The organism is Microcystis sp. LE19-131.1A (assembly GCF_027532015.1).
In the GTDB taxonomy this organism is placed as follows: domain Bacteria; phylum Cyanobacteriota; class Cyanobacteriia; order Cyanobacteriales; family Microcystaceae; genus Microcystis; species Microcystis ichthyoblabe_A.
Genome location: NZ_JAPZSS010000200.1, coordinates 1 through 3629, shown reverse-complemented (window position 1 = coordinate 3629; position 3629 = coordinate 1). Strand labels below are relative to the sequence as shown.

4 protein-coding genes are annotated in these 3629 nt (G+C 43.0%); 2 read left to right on the top strand and 2 right to left on the bottom strand.

The window, feature by feature from the left end; genetic code table 11:
* The coding region (locus O9323_RS15120) for a hypothetical protein (RefSeq protein WP_288125372.1) at window positions 1–198 on the top strand (198 nt) is incomplete at its 5' end.
* A gap of 48 nt (window positions 199–246) precedes the next feature.
* On the opposite strand, the gene O9323_RS15115 is transcribed toward O9323_RS15120, so the two are convergent.
* Together O9323_RS15115 and O9323_RS15110 are read right to left on the bottom strand one after the other, a co-directional pair.
* A complete protein-coding gene (locus tag O9323_RS15115) occupies window positions 247–2607 on the bottom strand; it encodes an FG-GAP repeat protein (protein WP_002755048.1) in 2361 nt (786 codons plus the stop codon).
* 211 nt (window positions 2608–2818) lie between these two features.
* Window positions 2819–3187, bottom strand: coding sequence for a hypothetical protein (locus O9323_RS15110; protein WP_002755051.1), 369 nt, complete (start codon window positions 3185–3187; stop codon window positions 2819–2821).
* On the opposite strand from O9323_RS15110, the gene O9323_RS15105 reads away from it, so the two are divergent.
* Window positions 3186–3392 carry a hypothetical protein gene (locus tag O9323_RS15105; protein WP_002755052.1) on the top strand — a complete coding sequence of 69 codons (207 nt, stop codon included), beginning with the start codon at window positions 3186–3188 and terminating at the stop codon, window positions 3390–3392. The genes O9323_RS15110 and O9323_RS15105 overlap by 2 nt on opposite strands.
* Window positions 3393–3629: the final 237 nt, after the last annotated feature.

Below are 3629 nucleotides of genomic sequence, written 5' to 3'. Positions count from 1 at the left end.
GGGGGGGAATTACGGTTAGGAACTTTTTCTATATACATGGCTATCATTCTAGCAAAGGGAGAGAATTCTTGTCCATTAAGAAATGTTACAAATTACATGGGTACATTAAGAAAAGTTAAGGGGGTGCATCCATTGATGGATAAGGGTTTTCAGCTATTATGGTATATATGTATGGGGGAAGTTCAGGTATATGTGTAATTAATTTTGCTTAGGTACTTACCAGATCAACAACATGGCTCACCACTACTACCAAATCATTACCGGCAATTGGACGCTTGCTGCGCCAATCTCTGCCAATTTTAAAGAGTTATCTTCGACAGAAGTATTGCCACCGTCACCAAAGCCAGTAAAAAATTGTTTTGAGAATAGCCTATCAGCAGCCAGTTCAAAATCACTAATCTCATCTCCTTCAATTGAGAGATCACTGAAAGTCTGCGGAGAAAACTGAGCATCATCAACTCCACCGAATAGGTTGTCATTGCTTGCTCCACCAGTGAGAGTATCCTTTGGCTTAATTCCCGTCAAGCTATCTGGATTGGACAAGAGCGAAGAAATGGAATAAAGATATACAGAGCCAGAATCAGGCACTGGAGGAACTTCATTATCATCTTGAAAAGCACTAACGGCTAAAGTATCGCCGTCAATTACTACCCGCTTGCCAAAAACATCACCCGCTTTTCCATCGATAGCGGTAAGTTTGTAAACTTGGGTCCAAACCCCATTGATTTTCCGAAAAATATAAACCGAACCCGAATCTACTCCTCGATCATCATCGTGGCGAGGACTGACGGCGATCGTATTATTACTAATAGTAACAGACGTACCAAATTCTTCCCCCACTTGTCCATCGTTAGCAGTCAGTTTAGCTGTTTCTTGCCATTTTCCGTTTACTTTCTCAAAAACGTAGGCTGCACCTTTGGTTCCGCCACTTTCAGATGCTCCGACAACAATGGTGTTACCCTCAATAGCCGCTGGTGTTCCAAACTCATCTCCATTTTTTCCATCGCTGGCACTCAATTTTGCCGTTTCTGTCCAAATGCCATTAAGGTTTTCATAAATATAAACCGAGCCAGAGTTTGGTTGTGATGCATTGCTTTTGACTGCTCCGATGACAGCCTGATTACCATCGATATCGATATATCTACCAAAAAGAGCCCCCGGTGAGGGATCGCTGGCATAAATTTTGCCGGTTTCTGTCCAAATCCCATTAACGACGTTATAAACGTAAACACAACCTGAATCCAAGCCTTTCTGATCGGAGCTGCTAGCTCCGATCAGGATAGTGCCACTATCGGTGGAATCAAAAGAACTGCCAAAGCGATCTCCTTGTTTCCCATCACTCGGTCTAAGTTTGACTGTCTGCGTCCACAGTCCTCCACTCTCCCTGAAAATATACACGGCACCAGAACCTCTCTTCCAAGATCCGACAAAAGCTCTGCTGCCATTCAGCCTGATGGTGTCACCAAAGAGGTCTCCTGCTCTGCCATCTTTTGGCTTGAGTTTCGCTCTCTCCGTCCATACACCATTAATGTTATTAAATATGTAGGCTGAACCAGAGTCCAATCCATTGTCATCATCTCGAGCGGCTCCGACTAGGAGAGTATTGCCATCGAGGGAGACATTTTGTCCAAAGGAATCATAGGCTTGTCCGTCGCTGGCCGTGATTTTAACTAAAGAGTTATCTTCGATAGAAGTATTGCCACTGTCACCAAAGCCAGTAAAAAATTGTTTTGAGAATAGCCCATCAGCAGCCAGTTCAAAATCACTAATCTCATCTCCTTCAATTGAGAGATCGCTGAAAGTCGGCGGAGAAAACTGAGCATCATCAACCCCAGCGAATAGGTTGTCATTGCTTGCTCCACCAGTGAGAGTATCCTTTGGCTTAATTCCCGTCAAGCTATCTGGATTGGCCGTTTCTCGGCTCGAGTTATCTGGATTGGACAAGAGGGAAGAAAGGGAATAAATATATGCAGAACCAGAATCAGGAACTTCGTTATCATTTTGAGAAGCACTAACGGCTAGGGTATCGCCGTCAATCACTAATTCCTGACGCGAACCTAGGCCAGTATCAGTTTTGTGAACTATGAAGTTACCCTCAGGGGTCTTTTCGGAATAGTAAATAAACGCTCCCGTCTCAGCAACAAATGGTTCTGGATCTCTATGGATATTGCCGTCATTACTAACCTTACGATAGAAATTTTCTTGAGGATCTATGTCTACCAACCATACTTGTTCAGAACCATCGAATACTATCTTCCCGCTAGGGGCTTTCTTAGTAAGTAGGATACTAATGTAAGACTTACCATTGTAGACAAAAGGCTCAGGATAATTAATGAATGGTAATTCAGTCAATGGAGAAGTTATTGTCTCGAACTTGGTCCACTGACCTTCAATACTATTTTTAATGTTTCCGGCGAAGTTGGTCGCATCTCCCAAAAAAACATTGGCATTGACACTTAGTCCACTCAGACCTAATCTTAAGTTGCTCCTAGTCAACAGATCAAAACGGTAGAAATCGTATTTATCTTTTAATCCTACCGAATCAGAGAAGGTTTGAGGAAATGGGGTGGCATCAAGTATGCCAATATCATCATATTTAAACAACATATAGAATCCCTGTTTAGGTGGTGGTAATTAAGTCATTCCACAAGGCAGATATCAATCATGCTCAAGAAAATGCGCTTGTTCTCAAACTAGGCAACAAATTGAAAATAGCTTTGATTGATATCTAGATTGGTAACTCCTTGGATAATTCCAATGAGATCTTTAGAGTTTGATTGCTCGTAATACTGTATCTGAGTATCACTGCCTACAATCACTAGATTATGTCGTTGCCGCCCTGGGCATTATCAAGCATTTCATTGGCATCGCCCCTCAGGAAATTTTGCCTTCCCCGTGCCAACAAAGTATCGTCGCCCCCCAAGCTATTGTCAAACATTTGACTAGCATCACCGAACAGAGCGTTACTATCCCCTGTTGCTCTCAGGTAATCTTTGCCGCCTTGGGTAAACTCAATCATGGCATTCCCTTCGCCATAGAGAGCGTTATAGTTTCCTCTTACTGCTAGGGAATCATCTCCAGCCAGCATTGGAGGTTCTAAAATCCCATTAATATCACCGTAGAGCAACTCAGAGTCACCTAAATATTTTAGGTTATCGTTTACGCCTGGTTGTCCTAGAATTGCCATGGTAGAAGTCTCCTTAATCAAAAAAGTTTATCTGATTGACAATACCCTAAGCACTGAGGCGAGGGATTCTCGAAGCCCATCACCGCGCTTTCTGGTTTCCCCTGCCCACATCCTACACGATTATGTCCTATCCGAACCAGAAATGTTGAAAATTACGGTAGTGGTTTTGATGGAAAGCGATCAGGATGGTCATAATTTCGCTTAAAGTCAAGATTTTGCCTTCAAGGGGTGACAGAGGAGCTACAAGCTAGACATAGCCTGGGCTCTGGCCAAACGACCCCCTAAAGAAATAGAGTGGTTGTCCTGACAGGGGGACAAGACATCTCAAAGCGTTGTCCACAAAGGTTTTTAGGCTCCTCAGTTACAAATAGATACATCCCTTTCAGCCAAAAAGCTAACGAGAGAATCAGGGATTTGGGCGAGCTTATTAGAAATCTTTATC

What these genes read in the sequence shown, in the direction of transcription:
- O9323_RS15115 (WP_002755048.1), bottom strand. Translation starts at nt 2,607, where the DNA reads ATGTTGTTTAAATATGATGATATTGGCATACTTGATGCCACCCCATTT.
- O9323_RS15110 (WP_002755051.1), bottom strand. Translation starts at nt 3,187, where the DNA reads ATGGCAATTCTAGGACAACCAGGCGTAAACGATAACCTAAAATATTTA.
- O9323_RS15105 (WP_002755052.1), top strand. Translation starts at nt 3,186, where the DNA reads ATGGTAGAAGTCTCCTTAATCAAAAAAGTTTATCTGATTGACAATACC.